At 71.3% G+C, this 15545-nt stretch carries 16 protein-coding genes; 3 read left to right on the top strand and 13 right to left on the bottom strand.

All coding sequences use genetic code 11. The features are described 5' to 3' along the window. Nucleotides 1–5: 5 nt before the first annotated feature. From tsaD to JAV51_RS11545, 6 genes are all read right to left on the bottom strand, one after another. Nucleotides 6–1052, bottom strand: a complete 1047-nt coding sequence (gene tsaD / locus JAV51_RS11570; protein ID WP_197320695.1) for a tRNA (adenosine(37)-N6)-threonylcarbamoyltransferase complex transferase subunit TsaD — start codon at nucleotides 1050–1052, stop codon at nucleotides 6–8. Beyond that, nucleotides 1052–1525, bottom strand: coding sequence for a ribosomal protein S18-alanine N-acetyltransferase (rimI, locus tag JAV51_RS11565; RefSeq protein ID WP_197320694.1), 474 nt, complete (start codon nucleotides 1523–1525; stop codon nucleotides 1052–1054). The genes tsaD and rimI overlap by 1 nt, the downstream gene beginning before the upstream one ends. After that, nucleotides 1522–2139 carry a tRNA (adenosine(37)-N6)-threonylcarbamoyltransferase complex dimerization subunit type 1 TsaB gene (gene tsaB / locus JAV51_RS11560; protein ID WP_197320693.1) on the bottom strand — a complete coding sequence of 206 codons (618 nt, stop codon included), beginning with the start codon at nucleotides 2137–2139 and terminating at the stop codon, nucleotides 1522–1524. The genes rimI and tsaB overlap by 4 nt, the downstream gene beginning before the upstream one ends. 122 nt (nucleotides 2140–2261) lie before the next feature. Next, entirely contained in the window at nucleotides 2262–2930 is a 669-nt protein-coding gene (locus JAV51_RS11555; protein WP_197320692.1) for a DUF5701 family protein, read from the bottom strand. A 106-nt stretch (nucleotides 2931–3036) separates the two neighbouring features. Beyond that, entirely contained in the window at nucleotides 3037–3942 is a 906-nt protein-coding gene (locus JAV51_RS11550) for a virginiamycin B lyase (RefSeq protein ID WP_197320691.1), read from the bottom strand. Continuing rightward, complete coding sequence (locus JAV51_RS11545) at nucleotides 3939–4595, bottom strand: CatB-related O-acetyltransferase (RefSeq protein ID WP_197320690.1); 657 nt, start codon at nucleotides 4593–4595, stop codon at nucleotides 3939–3941. Before JAV51_RS11545 ends, JAV51_RS11550 begins: the two co-directional genes overlap by 4 nt. An 87-nt stretch (nucleotides 4596–4682) precedes the next feature. Here JAV51_RS11545 and JAV51_RS11540 point away from each other — a divergent pair, with 87 nt between their 5' ends. Continuing rightward, nucleotides 4683–5327, top strand: coding sequence for a TetR/AcrR family transcriptional regulator (locus JAV51_RS11540; protein WP_197320689.1), 645 nt, complete (start codon nucleotides 4683–4685; stop codon nucleotides 5325–5327). 170 nt (nucleotides 5328–5497) lie between these two features. Here JAV51_RS11540 and tsaE read toward each other — a convergent pair whose 3' ends face one another. The 4 genes from tsaE to xylB form a co-directional block, all read right to left on the bottom strand. Beyond that, nucleotides 5498–5974 (bottom strand): tRNA (adenosine(37)-N6)-threonylcarbamoyltransferase complex ATPase subunit type 1 TsaE, encoded by a 477-nt coding sequence (gene tsaE, locus JAV51_RS11535; protein ID WP_197320688.1) that lies wholly within the window; start codon nucleotides 5972–5974, stop codon nucleotides 5498–5500. 22 nt (nucleotides 5975–5996) lie between these two features. Further along, entirely contained in the window at nucleotides 5997–6965 is a 969-nt protein-coding gene (locus JAV51_RS11530) for an alpha/beta fold hydrolase (protein WP_197320687.1), read from the bottom strand. Next, on the bottom strand, nucleotides 6962–8098 hold the full coding sequence (gene alr / locus JAV51_RS11525) for an alanine racemase (protein ID WP_197320686.1): 1137 nt from the start codon (nucleotides 8096–8098) through the stop codon (nucleotides 6962–6964). Before alr ends, JAV51_RS11530 begins: the two co-directional genes overlap by 4 nt. A gap of 91 nt (nucleotides 8099–8189) precedes the next feature. After that, nucleotides 8190–9599 carry a xylulokinase gene (gene xylB / locus JAV51_RS11520; protein WP_197320685.1) on the bottom strand — a complete coding sequence of 470 codons (1410 nt, stop codon included), beginning with the start codon at nucleotides 9597–9599 and terminating at the stop codon, nucleotides 8190–8192. 337 nt (nucleotides 9600–9936) lie between these two features. On the opposite strand from xylB, the gene JAV51_RS11515 reads away from it, so the two are divergent. Next, complete coding sequence (locus JAV51_RS11515) at nucleotides 9937–10722, top strand: SGNH/GDSL hydrolase family protein (RefSeq protein WP_197320684.1); 786 nt, start codon at nucleotides 9937–9939, stop codon at nucleotides 10720–10722. Here JAV51_RS11515 and JAV51_RS11510 read toward each other — a convergent pair. Both JAV51_RS11510 and glmS read right to left on the bottom strand, forming a co-directional pair. Continuing rightward, nucleotides 10694–12133 (bottom strand): NAD(P)H-hydrate dehydratase, encoded by a 1440-nt coding sequence (locus JAV51_RS11510; RefSeq protein WP_197320683.1) that lies wholly within the window; start codon nucleotides 12131–12133, stop codon nucleotides 10694–10696. The two genes, JAV51_RS11515 and JAV51_RS11510, sit on opposite strands and share 29 nt — an antisense overlap. A 7-nt stretch (nucleotides 12134–12140) precedes the next feature. Next, nucleotides 12141–14003 carry a glutamine--fructose-6-phosphate transaminase (isomerizing) gene (gene glmS / locus JAV51_RS11505; RefSeq protein ID WP_197320682.1) on the bottom strand — a complete coding sequence of 621 codons (1863 nt, stop codon included), beginning with the start codon at nucleotides 14001–14003 and terminating at the stop codon, nucleotides 12141–12143. A gap of 195 nt (nucleotides 14004–14198) precedes the next feature. Here glmS and JAV51_RS11500 point away from each other — a divergent pair, with 195 nt between their 5' ends. Beyond that, entirely contained in the window at nucleotides 14199–15032 is an 834-nt protein-coding gene (locus tag JAV51_RS11500; protein WP_197320681.1) for a dienelactone hydrolase family protein, read from the top strand. Between the two features lie 25 nt (nucleotides 15033–15057). On the opposite strand, the gene JAV51_RS11495 is transcribed toward JAV51_RS11500, so the two are convergent. Continuing rightward, a complete protein-coding gene (locus tag JAV51_RS11495; protein WP_197320680.1) occupies nucleotides 15058–15537 on the bottom strand; it encodes a hypothetical protein in 480 nt (159 codons plus the stop codon). Between the last annotated feature and the right edge of the window lie 8 nt (nucleotides 15538–15545).

Raw genomic sequence — 15545 nt, 5'->3', positions numbered from 1 at the left:
ACCGGTCACAGACAGACCGTGCTGACCGGCAGCGCCGGGTTCGCCGACAGGTCGAGCGGACTCGGCGCGACCCCGGCCGCCACGAGGTGCGCACCAAGCGCGGCGATCATCGCGCCGTTGTCCGTGCACAACCGCGGCCTCGGCACGCGCAGTTCGATGCCGGCCTCCGCGCATCGTTCGGCCGCCAGTGCCCCGAGCCGGGAGTTCGCGGCCACCCCACCCGAGATGACGAGCGTGCCGATGCCCGACTCGGTGGCCGCGCGCACCGCCTTCGCCGTGAGCACGTCGGCGACCGCCTCCTGGAACGACGCGGCGACGTCGGCCACCGGGACGTCCTCGCCACGGGCTTCCGCCGTCTCGACCCACCGGGCCACCGCGGTCTTCAGACCGGAGAACGAGAAGTCGAACGCCGGGTCGCGCGGACCGGTCATCCCCCGGGGGAAGGCGATGGCCGTCGGATCACCGTCGCGTGCCGCCTTGTCGATGGGCGGGCCGCCCGGGTACGGGAGGTCGAGCACACGGGCGACCTTGTCGTAGGCCTCGCCCGCCGCGTCGTCCACCGTCGAGCCGATCTCGGTGATCTTGCCCGCGATGTCGTCGACCCGCAGTAGCTGGGTGTGCCCGCCGGAGACCAACAGCGCCAACGACGGCGTGGGCAGCGGGCCGTGCTGGAGCGTGTCGACCGCGATGTGTCCGGCGAGGTGGTTCACGCCGTACAGCGGGACGTCCAACGCGGCGGCGTAGGCCTTCGCCGCCGACACACCCACCAGGAGCGCACCGGCCAGCCCCGGACCCGCCGTCACGGCAATGGCGTCCACATCGGACATCTTGAGACCCGACGTGGCGAACGCCCGGCGCACCGTGGGAACCATCGCCTCCAGGTGAGCGCGGCTCGCGACCTCGGGCACCACACCGCCGAAGCGGGCGTGCTGGTCCACGCTGCTGGCGACCTCGTCGGCGAGCAACTCGACGGTGCCGTCGTCGTGCAACCGCACCAACCCGACGCCCGTCTCGTCGCACGAGCTCTCCACGCCCATCACGATCCTGGGCATCAGCCAGCCACCTCCTGCGTGCGGCGGGCCGGCCGCACCATCGTGTACGCGTCGGCCCCCGACGGCTGGTAGTACCGCCGCCGCACCCCGACGCGCTCGAACCCGTGTCGCTCGTACAACGTGATGGCGACGTCGTTGTCCGTGCGCACCTCCAGGAACACCGCCGCACTCAACTCGTCGGCGCGCGCCAGGAGAGCACGCAACAGCGCCGTCCCCACTCCGGCACCCTGGTGATCGGGGTGGACGGCGATGGTGTGCAGCCCCGTCTCCCAGTCGCCGGGCCTGCCGACCACGGCCAGTCCCCCGTAGCCCACGAGCCGGTCGTCGTCGTCCAACGCCGCCAGGTAGTAGCCGCCGGCGTCGAGCTCGGCGTGGAAGGCGTGCGCGCTCCACGGTCCGTCGCCCGCGAACAGCATGCGTTCGATCTCCACGCACGCGCGGATGTGGGACCGGCGCAGCGGTTCCAACCTCACGGCGTCGTCACCCGCTTCCGCGCGCCCGGCAGCGTGGCGTCGGGTCGGCGCAGGTAGAGCGGCGTGAGCGGGTCCGGCTCGGCACCCGACGTCACCGCCGCGGCCGCCGCCCGCACCAACCCGACCGGGCTGGGCGAGACGTGCTCGACCCGGCGAACGTCGTCGTCCAAGTCCGCGGGCTTCGACACCTCCGGGCCACGGGTGCGGGAGCCGTCAGCGTCGTAGGCCGCCCAGTACACCTCGCGCCGTCGGGCGTCGGTGACCACGAGGAACGGCGCGTCGGCATCGCGCGCCGCGTCCGCGGCGATGGCGTCGAGGCTGCACACCGGGTACGCGGGAACGCCGAGGCTGTCCCCGAACGCCGCTGCCGTGACGATGCCCGCCCTCAGCCCGGTGAACGGACCGGGTCCGACGCCGACCACGACGGCAGAAAGATCACGCAGAGTCGTCTCCGCCGCAGCGACGGCCTCCAGGACGTGCGGGGTGAGGAGTTCGCCGTGAGCCCGGGCGTCGTGGGTGACGCGCTCGGCGAGCAGCGTGGCCGACTGCCCTTCCAGTTCGACGACACCGGCCGTGACGGCAGGCGTGGCGGTGTCGATGGCGAGTACAAGCACCCTTCGAGCCTACGACCAGCGCGGGGCGGGTGGCCCGGGCGCCCGGCGACCGCGTTCAGCCCGCGGAACGCAGGTCACGGAGGCACAGCCGACCAGGTCGGCCCGACACCGCGTTTCGCGGGCTAAACGCGGTTACGCGGCCCCACCCGGCCCCCGGCGGAGGCCATGCCGAGCCAGGTGTGCGGGTTGCGTTCCCAACACCAGCCCAGCTTCGGCGCGTGCTGACTGATCCAGAGGGCGGGCACCCGACGGTCGCCGCAGCGCGACCCGCCGAGCATGTAGCACTTGTTCTTCACCAGCACCTCCGGGTACAGCGTGAACAGCGCGATGCCCTCCTCGATGGTCAACACGGTCCGCGCCCGACCGGCGATCACGTCCATCGCGTCGCGCGGGACCTCACCGCAGAACTCCTCGCCCCGCTGAACGTCGAACAACAGGTAGGCGTCCGCATCGGGAAGACGCACCGTGTCCGGCGCGACGAACCGGGCAAGTGCACCTTCCTCGAACGATCGGTCGACGAAGCCCGGCTTGCTCCTGCCGACCAACGTCGTCCGCTGCATGGCATCCTCGATCGACACCAGCCGTCGAGTCACCACGAGCACGAACCCCACCTGCCCGTTCGCCGGATCGTGGTCGCCGAGCGCACGGGAACTCGCCGCCTTTCGCAACGGCGCAACCACCTCGCCGAACCGCTCGGCCGAAAGCCCGGCCAGATCGGGATACCCCAGCTCCACGAGACGAGCGACCTGTCGGTCGAACTCCGCCTCGGCAGCGATGGTCACGTCACTCATCGACACCCCCTGAAACGTTCGATCCACTCACACCGACGTCGACGTGCGGTCAGCCGGGCTCCGACCATGCGATGTCGAAGCGCACCCGACACCACACTCGCCGTGCTCAATCGGCCGGCCGGGTGTCGATCCGCGCCAGCGCGCCCACCTCCAGTGCGGCCCAGACCGTTCCGTCCGGGCCGATGGTGATGCCGTGCGGCTCACTCCCCGCGACGGGAAGGTCATACACCTCGACGATTCCGTCGGAGCTGATCGCGCCGACACGGCCCGAACCCCACTCCGTGAACCACGACCTGCCGTCACCTCCGGCCGCGATGGCATGCGGCTTCGCGGAGCGGTCGGGCAACGGGTACTCGGTGATCTCACCGGCCGTGGTGCTGCGCCCGATCTGACCGGCCAGGATCTCCACGAACCACAACGCGCCGTCGTCGCCCACGGTGAGCCCGACCGGCCCCGCTGCCTCGGTGGGCAACGCGTGGACCGTCACGGTGCCGTCGAGCGCCATGCGGCCGAGGGCGTTCGCCTGGTTCATCGTGAACCACAGCGCGTCGTCGGGCCCCGTGACGACGGCTGACGGGAATGCCCCCGTCGAAGGCAGCGGGAACTCGGTGATCTCGCCGTCCGTGGTGATCCGTCCGACGCAGTCGGCGTTCAGTTCGGTGAACCACAACGCCCCGTCCGGTCCCACCGTGAGCCCGTAGGGACCGGCCTCGGCCGTGGGCGTGGCGAACTCGGTCAGCTCGCCGTCCGTGGTGATCCGCCCGATGCGGTGGCCCTGGTACTCCGTGAACCACAGAGCACCGTCGGGGCCGGTGACGATCACCGTGGGCTGACAGTCCGGGTCGAGTCGATACAGGGTCGGTTCCTCGCCGGGAACCCAGCGCCCGACACGACCGGAACGGGCCACGGTGAACCACAACGCCTCGTCGGGACCGACGGTGATGCCGTACGGTCCGGTGCCGTCGCCGCGTTCCTCGCTCATCCAGTGTGCGGTGATCACGGGTTTCGTCATGGGCGCTTCTCCAGTCCGTGCTCCGCGGCCACTCGCGCGACGTCGGCCGGAGTGCCGGCCATGATCGTGCGGGCGTGTCGGGTGACGAGATCAACCGGCCAGTCCCACCAGGCGGCGCGGAGGAGAAGTTCGACGTCGGCGTCGTCGAAGCGGGACCGGATCGGTTTCGCGGGGTTCCCGCCGACAATCGTGTAGGGCGGGACGTCGGCCGTCACCACAGCGCCCGCCGCGACGATCGCGCCGTCACCGATCCGCACACCCGGCAACACGGTGGCCCCGTAGCCGAACCAGACGTCGTTGCCGACCACAGTGTCGCCACGGCTGGGCATGTCGGTGACGAGGTCGAGCGTGCGTTCGGCCCACTGGCCGCCGAACATCGTGAAGGGGTAGGTGGAGACGCCCATCGTGGGGTGCTCCGCTCCCGCCATCAGGAAGGTCGTTCCCGAGGCGATGGCGCAGTACTTGCCGATGACGAGTCGTTCCGGCCCGTAGGCGTAGAGGACGTTGCGGGTTCCGAATTCGGTGGCGTGCTCCGGGTCGTCGTAGTAGGTGTAGTCGCCCACCACGACCGTGGGGGACGACACCAGCGGCTTGAGGAAGACCACCCGTTCGTGCTGGCGCAGGGGGTGGATCGTCATGGGGTCGGGTGACATGGACCGCCTTCCCTGGTCGGATCACCGACAGTAGACCGAGGCAAAATTTAGGTCAAGCATAATTTTTGCCTGGGTACACTCCCCCTCGTGAGCACGGAACAGGTGAGCCTCAGGGAACTGAAGAAACGGCAGACCAGAGAGAACATCTCGCGGAACGCGAGTCGTCTCTTCATGCAACGAGGCTTCGACAACGTCTCGATCGCCGAGATCGCTGCTGCTGCCGGTGTCTCCAAGATGACCGTCACGAACTACTTCCCCCGCAAGGAAGACCTCGCGTGGGCTCTCAACGAGCGCTTCGCCGACATGCCAGCGAACGCCGTGCGTGCCCGGCGGCCCGGCGAAAGCGCGCTCACCGCCGTGCGAGCCGCGTTCCTGAAGCAGGTGGCCGAGCAGGACCCGATGGCCGGGTTCGCCGGTCGCGAGTTCGCGCAGATGGTGGCGGACAGTCCCGTCCTGGTGTCCCGTCTACGGCACTTCCACGACTACCGGCAGGCGTCCCTGCGTGAGGCGCTCGCCGAGGAGACGGGCGCCGACGCCGAGGACGTGGTGCACAAGATCGTCGCAGCGGCACTGACCTCGACGTTGAGGGTGCTGTTCGACGACACCGTGCGCCTGATCCTCGACGGACTCGACCTCGACGAGGTCGCCCGACGCATCGCCCGCGACGCGGAAGCCGCGTTCGACGCCCTCGAACCCGCCTTCGGCGACTACGCCGTCCGGACGGCGGGGTGACCGCGTTTAGCCCGCGGAACGCGATCGACGAGACCGGCGCCGTCAGCCACACACCGCGTTTCGCCCGCGGAACGTGCCCCGGCCCCTGAACGCCGCACTGCCGGGCCCTGACCGCGTTTAGCCCGCGAAAGGCGGTTCACCGGCCCCCGGCCCCCGCCCACGAACCGCATTCAGCCCGCGAAAGACGCGGCGGCGACCCGCGCCCGCCACTCGCCGTGCGGTTCGAGCCGCACCACGCGGACGTCGTCGGCGCGGCGGTCGAGCCGCACCACGAGGTAGTCGTCGTCCACCAAGCGCTCGGCCATGCCCTCGCCCCACTCCACCACGACCGCCGCCCGCTCCAGCTCGGTGTCGAGGTCGAGGTCGTCGAGCTGCGCCAAGTCGCCGCCCAGCCGGTAGGCGTCGACGTGCACGAGCGGCACCCCCGACTCACCGGCCGGGTGCACGCGCGCGAGGACGAACGTCGGCGAGCTGACTCGCCCCTCGACACCCATGCCGTCGGCGATCCCCCTGGTCATCGTGGTCTTGCCCGCCCCGAGCGGACCGGCCAGCAGCACCAGGTCGCCCGCCCTCAGCACCTTGCCCAGCGCGCGCCCGAACGCCATGGCGTCGTCCGGGGTCGGCAGCTCCACACTCTCCTGCGTCACGGCACGTCCTCCTGCCCGCTCGTCATTCCGCCGCCGCCCCACGCGCTTGCCGCACCAGGTCGGTGAGGTGCCGGGTGACCAACCGGTGGTGTTCGAACGGGAGCATGTGGCCCCCGCCCTCGACTCGCACCAGCATCGCCCTCGGCAACTCGGCCGCGATGCGTTCGGTGTGCGAGAACGGCGTCATCCGATCGGCGTCCCCGCCCATCACCACCACGTCGGTGTGTCTCAACCCCGCCAGCGCGGCGTACCGGTTGTGGCTGCCCAGCGTGTCCACGAACTGCACCAACTGCCTGACCGGTGTCTCCTGCAGTATCTCCAGCAGGAAATCGACGAGCTCCGGCGGGACGTCGTGGCTGCCGAACGCCAGCCACCGCACGGCCGCTCGGGTGAGCTGCCCGCCCGCGGCGCGCACGAACTCCACCAGACCGGGCTGCCACTCCGCGAGTTCACCGACTCCCCGCGTCAGCGGGTTGTACTTCGACAGCAGCGACCGGGGCAGCCCCTGCGCGCCCACCTCCCCGGCGGCTGTCGCGATCAAGCCGACCCCGCGCACCCGGTCGACGAACAGCTCAGGGCAGGACTGCGCCAACTCCATGATCACCATGCCGCCCATGGAGTGTCCGACGAGCACCACGGGCGTGTCGGCCGCGACCGCCCGCACCACCGCGTGCAGGTCGACGGCGAGTTGTTCGATGGTGCTCCGCCGTGCGTCGGACGGCGCGGACTGTCCGTGTCCGCGATGGTCGTAGTAGACGTGCCGCACACCGGGCAACGCCGCCTGCACGAGAGCGCGTCGCTGGAAGAACCAACTGCGCCTCGACAACGCGAAGCCGTGCACGGCCACGACCGTGACCTCGGGTTTCCCGTCGGGCGGTTCGATCTCCTCCACTGCCAGGGGCGCGCCGTCGTCGGCGGCGATCGTGGAGGTCCGGTCGGTGCGCGACTCCGCGAAGACGTCCACGGCGGCTGCCTCGTCCTCGGCCGTCACGCGGTGTCCTGAGCCGCCCCGAGGTAGCGGCGACGCACCCGCGGCCGGTACATGCCGGTGACGATCTCGTAATCGATGGTGCCGATCGTGTCCGCCCACTCGGTGGCCGTGGGGCCGCCGTTCTCCCCGGTCCCGAAGAGCACGACCTCGGCGCCGAGTTCCGGTTCGTGGTCCCCGCAGTCGACGACGAGCTGGTCCATGCACACCCGCCCGGCGACGGGCCGACGTGCTCCGTCGAGCCACACGCTCATCCGGCCCGAAAGGGTGCGCGGCACGCCGTCGGCGTAGCCGACCGGCACCAACGCCAGCGTGGTGTCCCTCTCCGCGACCCACGTCCGCCCGTACGACACCGCCTCGCCCGCCTTGATGCGTTTGGTCAGCACGACGCTCGACCGGAACGTCATCGCGGGCCGCAAATCCTCCGGTTGCGGCACGGGATTGAGCCCGTACACGGCGATCCCCGGCCTGACGAGCTCGAAGTGCAGGTCGGGCCGGGTGAGTGTGGCGGCCGAGTTCGCGATGTGCCGAATCGGCGACAACCCGGCTTCCCGCGCGACGTCGTGGGCGGCGGCGAAGCGTTCGGCCTGGGCGTCGATGGCGGGGTGGCCCGGTTCGTCGGCGCACGCGAGATGCGACCACATGCCGACGACCTCGACACTCTCCTCCGCCGCGGCTGCCTTCACCAGCTCCGGCCACAAATCCGCGGGACACCCGTTGCGCGAAAGCCCGGTGTCGATCTTCAGGTGCACGCGGGCGGGTCCGCCCACCTCGACGGCCGCACGGGCCACGCGGGCAAGCTCGGCGGGGGAACTCACGGACACGTCGATGTCGTGGCGCACCGCTCGCGTGTAGTCCGCGTCCGGGGTCTCCAGCCAGCACAGCAGGCGCGTGGTGAACCCGGCCTCCCGCAGGGCGAGCGCCTCGTCCAGCGAAGCAACCCCCAGCCACGTGGCCCCCGCTTCGAGCGCCGCGCGCGCGACCGGGACGGCTCCGTGGCCGTAGGCGTCCGCCTTGACGACCGCCATCGTCTCGGCACCGGAGGCCGCCGCCCGCGACGCGAGCAGGCGCACGTTGTGGCGCACGGCCCCGAGGTCGACCACCACCTCGGCACGGGGCAACGACGCAGTGCTCACCGGGTCACCCCCATCGATCAGGCCCTTCTCGTCGACATGCCGGGGCGCAGGTGAGCGCCCCGGTCCTGCCGCCAATGTACCTACCGGCCCCTCAACGGCCGTGCACCTGACGCCGCACCTCCACGTGCCGTCGCCGGACCTGTTCCCCCAGTTCGACGTCCCGCTCCGACGGTTCCGGAAGGCTGGCGGCCACGTCGGGGGCCCAGGTCGGTGGTTCCGCGGTGCCCGCGAGTGCCCACGCTGCCTGGCGGGCGGCGCCGATGGCGACGTGCTCCCGTGGCTGCGGCACCACGACGGGCACTCCGAACACGATCGGCGCGATCGCGCGCACGCTCTCGGACTGCGCGGCGCCGCCGATGAGCAGCACCCGACGCACCGTGAGGCCGCATTCGCGGACGGCGTCCAGCCCCACCGCGAGCCCGCTCAACATGCCCTCCACCGCGGCTCGCGCGAGGTTCGCGGGCGTCATGTTGTCGCGCCGCATCCCGAAGAGCGAGCCGGCCGCGTCGGGAAGGTTCGGGGTGCGCTCGCCGTCGAGGTAGGGCAGCAGGGTGAGGCCACCCGCGCCGGGGTCGGCGCTCAACGCGAGGCGGTCGAACTCGGACAGGTCCACCCCGAGCAACTGTGCGGTGGAGGTCAACACCCGGGCGGCGTTGAGGGTGCAGGCCAGCGGGAGGAACCGTCCGGTGGCGTCGGCGAACCCGGAGACGGCACCGGAGGCGTCGGCGGCGGGCGTCTCACTGACCCCGAACACGGTGCCGCTCGTGCCGAGCGAGACGACGACGTCGCCTTCCCCGAGTCCCAACGCGAGCGCCGCGGCCATGTTGTCGCCGGTCCCGGCCGACACGAGCGTCCCGTCCGGGGTGTGGCCCGCCGGCGCGGCCGGGTCCAGCACGCGAGGCAACTCGGGGCTGCGCCCGCCGAAGGCTCGGCGGAGCAGGTCGAGGCGGTAGGTGTTGTCGACCGGGGAGAAGTAGCCGGTGCCGGACGCGTCCCCTCGGTCCGTGCTCGGATCGCCGCCGGTGAGCCGCCAGGTCAACCAGTCGTGGGGCAACATCACGGTCGCGACCCGGTCGGCCGCCTCCGGCTCGTGTTCGGCGAGCCACCGCAGCTTCGTGACGGTGAAACTGGCGACCGGAACCGAGCCGACGGCCTCCGCCCACGCTTTCGGCCCACCGAGCTCCGCCGTCAGGTCGGCGGCGGCAGCGGCGGAGCGGGTGTCGTTCCACAGCAGCGCGGGCCGCACGACGGCACCGCTGTCGTCCACGGTGACCATGCCGTGTTGCTGCCCGGCGACGCCGATGGCCGACACGCCGTCCAGCAGCCCGTCGGTCGCCGACGTGAACGCCGACCACCACTCCGCCGGGTCGACCTCCGTGGCGTCGGGATGCGCGGCTCGTCCGCTGCGCACCACGGCGCCGGTCCGGGCGTCGCACACCATCACCTTGGTCGACTGGGTGGACGAGTCGACCCCCGCCACCAGAACCTCGTTGTTGGTCATGGTCCAGAGCTTGACAACTCGGTGGCTCCCCCGTCCACGTGCGAAACGACTTTCGGAACGCGGCGGGTGGGCCCGACCGCGTTTTGCCCGCGAAACGCGGTCGGTCGAAAGGCCGTCGAGACGCGGGGCCGCCTCACGGTGCCCGACTGTCGGAGCATGCCGCCCGCGGACGTGGCGCGTCGTTGACCGCGTTCTGCCCGCGGAACGCGCCTCCCTGCGTCCCCACGGACCGCGTTCTGCCCGCGAAACGCGGTTCGCGGCCCCGCCCCACACCCCCTGTCGCCGGTTATAGTCGCGGCGGTCGGCCGCGGAACCACACCTGTCGCACGGAGGTGCCATGGGCCAGACCCGATACGTCGCGATCGGGGACAGCCAGACCGAGGGCGTCGGCGATCCCGACGGCACGGGTGGCTGGCGCGGTTTCGCCGACCGCCTCGCCCAGCAGCTCGCCACCCTCACCCCCGAACTGCACTACGCCAACCTCGCGGTGCGCGGCAAGCTCGCCCGCCAGGTCCGGGACGAGCAGCTCGATGCCGCGCTCTCGCTGCGGCCGCATCTGGTCACCGTGGTGGCGGGTATGAACGACCTCATCCGCCCGTCGTTCTCCGCGACTGCCGTCGGCGCCTGCCTCGACGAGATGTTCTCCGCGCTCACCGCGTCGGGAGCCCGGGTGGCCACGCTGACGTTCCCCGACCTGCCTCGGCTCAGCCCGCTCCTGCACCCGCTGCGACACCGCGTGCTGGACCTGAACGCGAGCATCCGCACCTCCGCCGCACGCCACGGGGTCGCGCTGGTCGACACCTTCGGGTACTCGGTCACCACCGATCCGCGCCTGTGGTGTCCCGACCGCATCCACGCGAACCCCGTGGGTCACGCTCGGATCGCGGCGGCCTTCGCCGAGGCGCTCGGCCTTCCCGGCAGCGACGACAGTTGGTCGCGACCGCTGCCCACACCCGGGAGCCGGAGCGCGGTACGCCGTGTCGCCAGTGATGTTCGTTGGTTGGCGACGTTCGTGGGCCCCTGGGCCTATCGGCGGCTGCGGGGCAGGTCCTCGGGCACCGACCGCGTTCCCAAGCGCCCCACGCCGCTGCCCGTCACCCCCCCGGCGAGCGAACCTGCCTGATCGCGTCCGGGACCGCCGCGAGCACTCGGGACGCCGAGGTCGGCGCCCCGCCGGCTGCGATCTCGCCTGCCCGCGCGTGCACGTCGGCGGCGAGCCCTGCCGCCCACCACGGGTCGAGACCTGCCGCGAGGAGGCTCCCGATCAGGCCCGAGAGCACGTCACCGGAACCGGCGGTGGCGAGCCACGCCCCGCGCGGCCGGTTCACCAACACCTCGCCCTGCGGGTCGGCGATCACCGTGCAGTGTCCCTTCAACAGGATCACCGCGTGGAACCGACGGGCGGCCTCCCGCGCGGCTGCCACCCGGTCGTCCCCGGGTGCTGACCCGGTCAGCCGCTCGAACTCGCCGTCGTGCGGGGTGAGCAGCAGTGGTGTGTCGGGGTCACGCGCGTCGAGGACCTCCGGGTGTCGGGCGATGATCGTGATCGCGTCGGCGTCGGCGCACACGGGCACGCCCTGTCCGAGCGCGGTCGCGAGCACGTCCCGGCCTTCCCGACCGGTGCCGATCCCCGGGCCGACGACCCAGGCCTGCACGCGTCCCGCGTCGGTGATGGAGCCGGTGGCGACGACCTCGGGCCAGTGCGACCGCACCACGTCCGCGGCGGGACCCGCGTACCGCACCATGCCTGCCTTGGCGCTCACGGCCGCTCCCGCGGCGAGCACCGCCGCGCCCGGGTAGGTCGACGACCCGGCGGCCACCCCGGTGACGCCCTGCGTGTACTTGTTGTCCTGCGGCCCCGGCAGCGGCCACCGTTCGGCCACGTCGGTGTCGTCGAGTTGCCTCAGGTCCGGTTCACCGAGTTCGTCCGCGAGCCCGAGGTCGACGAACACGGTGTCGCCGCAGTACTCCGGACGCACGACGTGCACGGGCTTGAGCGCCCCGAACGTCACGGTGCTCGTCGCCCGCACCGCGGGCCCGGCCACGGCCCCCGTGTCGGGGTCGACCCCGCTCGGCAGGTCCACGGCAAGCACGGGCGCGGTGACTCGGGAGAACACGGCGGCCGCCTCAGGGCGCAGCGGCCCCCTGGCGGAGATGCCCACCACACCGTCGATCACCAGATCGGCGTTCTCGATCGGGGCCTCCGCCGCCGTGCGCACCGTCCCGCCCGCACGACGCAAGGCCGCGAGTCCGGCCGGATGCGCTTTGTCCGGCCGCAGCAACACCGCCGTCACGCCGACTCCCCGCCGCCGCAGGAAGTGCCCGGCCCACAAGGCGTCACCGCCGTTGTTGCCCGCACCCACCACCAACACGACTCGCGTGCCCGCGACCCGGCCGGTGTGTTCGGTGAGCAGCTCGGCCGCCCGAACGGCCACACCGTAGGCGGCCCTGCGCATCAACGCGCCCTCCGGCGTGCGTGCCAGGAGACGTTCCTCCGCGGCCCGCACCCTGGGCGTGGTCCAGATGCCCCGCACGGTGGCGCTACTCGACGGTGACGGACTTGGCGAGGTTGCGCGGCTTGTCGACGTCGTACCCGCGGGCCCGGGCGATCTCCGCCGCGAGCACCTGCAACGGCACCGTCGATACGAGCGGCTGCAACAACGTCGGCACGGCGGGGACCTCGACGAGTTCGTCCGCGAACGGCCGCACCCGCTCGTCACCCTCTTCCGCGATCACGATCGTGCGCGCGCCCCGCGCCTGGATCTCGCTGATGTTGGACACCATCTTGGCGTGCAGCACGGCGCGACCCTTGGGCGACGGCATGACCACCACGACGGGAAGCCCGTCCTCGATCAACGCGATCGGGCCGTGCTTGAGCTCACCCGCCGCGAAACCCTCGGCGTGCATGTAGGCGAGTTCCTTCAACTTCAGCGCGCCCTCCAGCGCTACGGGGAACCCGACGTGCCTGCCTAGGAAGAGCACCGCCCGCGAGTCGGCCATCCGCCTGCCCAGGTCGCGAACCTGGTCGACGGTGCCCAGCACGGCCTTGACGGCCGACGGCATGGCCTCCAGCTCGGCGAACTCGCGCGCGACCTCGTCGGGGTACTTCGTGCCCCTGGCCTGGGCAAGTGCGAGACCCACGAGGTAGTTGGCCGCCACCTGGGCGAGGAACGCCTTCGTCGACGCCACGCCGATCTCGGGTCCGGCGTGCGTGTAGAGGACGGCGTCCGACTCACGGGGGATCTGCGCGCCGTTGGTGTTGCAGACCGCCAGCACCCTGGCCTTCTGCTCCCGTGCGTGCCGCACCGCCTCCAACGTGTCGGCGGTCTCACCGGACTGCGACACGGCCACCACGAGGGTGTCCCGGTCGAGCACCGGGTCGCGGTAACGGAACTCGCTGGCCAGCTCCACCTCCACCGGCAGGCGGGTCCAGTGTTCGATGGCGTACTTGGCGACGAGACCGGAGTGGTAGGCGGAGCCGCAGGCGACGACGAAGACCTTGTCGACGTCGCGGAGGTCCTGGTCGGACATGCGCTGCTCGTCGAGCACGATCCGCCCGGACTCGAAGTGCCCGCGCAGCGTGTTGGCCAGCGCCTCGGGCTGCTCCTCGATCTCCTTGAGCATGAAGTACTCGTGGCCGCCCTTCTCGGCGGCGGAGAGATCCCAGTCGACCGTGAACGGCTTGCCCTCCGCGGGCTGCCCGTGGAAGTCGGTGACCTCGTAGCCCTCCCGGTCGATCACGACGAGCTGGTCCTGGCCGAGTTCGACGGCCTCGCGGGTGTGCTCGATGAAGGCCGCGACGTCGGAGGCCACGAACGTCTCGCCGTCACCGACACCGACGACGAGCGGCGACGAGCGACGTGCCGCGACGACGAGGTCCGGCTGGTCCGCGTGCGTGACGACCAGCGTGAACGCCCCTTCGAGTCGACGGCAGACGGAGCGCACGCTGGCGGGCAGGTCACCGGCGGTGTCGCCGTGCTCGTACGCCTGGGCGATGAGGTGTGCGGTGGTTTCGGTGTCGGTGTCGCTGCTCAATTCGATGCCCGCGTCCTCCAACTCGGAACGCAGGGCCGCGAAGTTTTCGATGATGCCGTTGTGCACCACGGCGACCCGGCCCGTGGAGTCGCGGTGCGGGTGGGAGTTGCGGTCCACCGGCGCGCCGTGAGTGGCCCACCGGGTGTGGCCCATACCGGCAGTTCCGGCGAACGCGGCTCGACCGGTGGCGTCGAGTGCGGCTTCGAGGTTGGCGAGACGTCCCGCCTTACGTTCGACGACGAGCTCGCCGTCGCCGGTCAGGACCGCGACGCCCGCCGAGTCGTAACCGCGGTACTCCATGCGGCGAAGGCCACCGAGAACCACGTCGAGTGCCTGCCGATGCCCGACATATCCCACGATTCCACACACGCCCTTCAGCGTAACGACACGTCATACCGCCGCATCCCGGGCACGGGCTGTCGTGGGCCCCCTGACCGGTCGGGTCGCGGTGGCGGCCGTCACCACCTTTCGCGGGCAGAACGCGGTGTGGGACCCGCAGTTCGCCCGCGGAACGCGCCTCGGGCGGCGCTGCTCGCGAGCCGTGAGGTCGGCTACTCTCCTGCCATGGCGAGCACGGCGAAGCGGTTACTCGAACAGCTGTCACACCCGGGACCGCACGGGGTCCTGCGCGGTGATCTCGCGCTCGTCGGACTCCCGGGCGTCGTGTTCACGCCGAGCTCCGGTCTCAACCTCCCCGCTGTCGCGTTCGGACATGGCTGGCTGCAGCCACCCGGGCGGTACCACGGGTTGCTGCGTCACCTCGCGAGTTGGGGAATTGTCGCCGCCGCGCCCGCCACGCATCGGGGCGTGTTGCCGTCACACCGGCTGTTCGCGGCCGACCTGCGCACGACGCTCGAACTCGTGTCGAGCCTGCGACTGGGCCGCGACGGCATCAGCGTGGACCCGGGAAAGCTCGGTCTCGCCGGGCACTCGATCGGCGGCGGTGCCGCCGTGCTCGCCGCGGCTGACGACGACACCGGCCGCGTGCGGGTGTCCGCCATCGCCACGGTCGGAGCGGCCCAGACCATGCCACCCGCGACCACGGCCGCACGCACGGTCACGGCTCCGGCGCTGCACCTGGCCGGTGAGGACGATCTACTCGCACCCGCCACCGGCAATGCCGAGGCCATCAGCAAGGCGTGGGCGGGCCCGGTGCAGCTCCGCACGATCCCGAAGATGACGCACCTCGGTGTCACCGAGGGCACGCACTGGAGCCAACTGCTGCTGCAGGGCAAGCCGCAGTACACCGTCCACCGCCGTGTCCGGGCCCTGCTGACGGCCTTCTTCCTGACCGAGCTCGCCGGTGAGGACGGCTACCGCGACCTGCTGGACGGTGACATCAAAGCCGCGCGGCTCACGTACGAGCACGCAGGCACGGGGAGCCCGGCCAAGGCCTGACCGCGGCTCCCCGCGCCCCACGCGGCTACTGCAACCAGCTGTTGTTCGAAAAGTCGTCGTCGTCGAAGTCGTCCGCCGGGCGGCTCTTCTGGCCTGCCGGCGTCGATGCGGCCGACTGCTGAGCTGCCGGTGCAGGAGGCGGCGAGGGAACAGGCGGGGCCGACGGCTTCACCTCCGTCGAACGCTGATTCGGCGACTCGGCAGGCTCCGAATCCTCACCCTGGTCGAACTGGAAAGTCTCGTCGCGGCTTTCACGCCGCTGGAGCCACTGATTCTTGGCCGCGGGGTCCGGCTCCTCTTCCTGCTTCTGCTTCTCGTACTCGGCCTTCCGCTTCTCGACCTCGGCGGCACGTTCCCGCATCGACTGCAAGTGCTTGTGCGTGTTCGCAGATATCTTCTCGAGGACCTGCTTGTTGTGTTCAGCAATGGTCGTGGACCGTGCTGCCAGTGCGGCCTGGTTCTGTCGAAGCTGGTCGATGAGCCTCGTATCAGCTCGTCGCGTCATTGGCTCTA

The organism is Saccharomonospora sp. NB11, assembly GCF_015910535.1.
GTDB lineage: Bacteria > Actinomycetota > Actinomycetes > Mycobacteriales > Pseudonocardiaceae > Saccharomonospora.
The sequence above is the reverse complement of the archived record's forward strand: the minus strand, read 5'-3'. Positions and strand labels throughout refer to the sequence as shown.

Excerpts from the sequence above, each read along its gene's own strand:
- tsaD (WP_197320695.1), bottom strand. The coding sequence starts at position 1,052 with ATGCCCAGGATCGTGATGGGCGTGGAGAGCTCGTGCGACGAGACGGGC.
- JAV51_RS11555 (WP_197320692.1), bottom strand. The coding sequence starts at position 2,930 with ATGAGTGACGTGACCATCGCTGCCGAGGCGGAGTTCGACCGACAGGTC.
- JAV51_RS11550 (WP_197320691.1), bottom strand. The coding sequence starts at position 3,942 with ATGACGAAACCCGTGATCACCGCACACTGGATGAGCGAGGAACGCGGC.
- JAV51_RS11545 (WP_197320690.1), bottom strand. The coding sequence starts at position 4,595 with ATGTCACCCGACCCCATGACGATCCACCCCCTGCGCCAGCACGAACGG.
- xylB (WP_197320685.1), bottom strand. The coding sequence starts at position 9,599 with ATGACCAACAACGAGGTTCTGGTGGCGGGGGTCGACTCGTCCACCCAG.
- JAV51_RS11515 (WP_197320684.1), top strand. The coding sequence starts at position 9,937 with ATGGGCCAGACCCGATACGTCGCGATCGGGGACAGCCAGACCGAGGGC.
- JAV51_RS11500 (WP_197320681.1), top strand. The coding sequence starts at position 14,199 with ATGGCGAGCACGGCGAAGCGGTTACTCGAACAGCTGTCACACCCGGGA.
- JAV51_RS11495 (WP_197320680.1), bottom strand. The coding sequence starts at position 15,537 with ATGACGCGACGAGCTGATACGAGGCTCATCGACCAGCTTCGACAGAAC.